The following is a 677-nucleotide window of genomic DNA, read 5'->3' as shown; positions in this document are numbered from 1 at the left end:
AGGCTGCGGGCGGTGATGTCGCCGCTGGACGTGGTGGCGTGGATGTCGAGCTCGGCGCTGCCGTCGTTCCTCAGGGCGTTGGTGATGCGGCCGTGGGTGGTGCCGGCGTCCAGGGCGGCCGAGACTCCGGCGGCGGCGTTGATCGAGATGTCGCCGGACTGGGTGTTGAGCACGACCTTGCCGCCGGTGGCCTCGGCGATCCGGATGTCGCCCCGCGCGGTGCTGATCTCCGCGGGGCCGCCCAGCCGGCCGACCTCGACGTCGCCGTCGGTCGCGGTGAGGCGGAGGCTCGCGGTCTCGTCGAGCTTGATCTGGCGGTAGGCGCCTTCGAAGGCGACGTCGCCGAGGCGGCCGACGGTCCGGAACTCGGCGCCGGCCGTCTTCGCCTCGACGCGGGAGCCGGCGGGCAGCTCGACCGTCACCTCGACGGATCCGGTCGGGCCGAGGTACTGGTTCTTCGCCGTGGCGGTCTCGATCCGCAGGACGCCGTCGGCGTACGCGACCGTGGTCTGCTCGGCCGCCTTGACGTCGCGGCTCTTGGCGGCGCTCGCGGGCCGGACCTCGACCGTGGTGTCGGCGCGGTCGGCGGCGAGGAACCGGATGCGTCCGGCGGGGATGTCCAGGACGGCGGCGATCGGGGCGGGGGTGGCGAACTGCTGCATGATGTGCTCCTTGTG

At 73.4% G+C, this 677-nt stretch carries 1 protein-coding gene; it reads right to left on the bottom strand.

All coding sequences use genetic code 11. The features are described from left to right. Positions 1–662 (bottom strand): DUF4097 family beta strand repeat-containing protein (locus HTZ77_RS44915; RefSeq protein WP_175595919.1); only part of this gene is annotated, 662 nt, incomplete at its 3' end. Positions 663–677 lie beyond the last annotated feature (15 nt).

This window comes from Nonomuraea montanisoli, from assembly GCF_013363975.1.
Lineage (GTDB): Bacteria > Actinomycetota > Actinomycetes > Streptosporangiales > Streptosporangiaceae > Nonomuraea > Nonomuraea montanisoli.
This window is presented reverse-complemented; position numbering and strand designations above follow the sequence as displayed.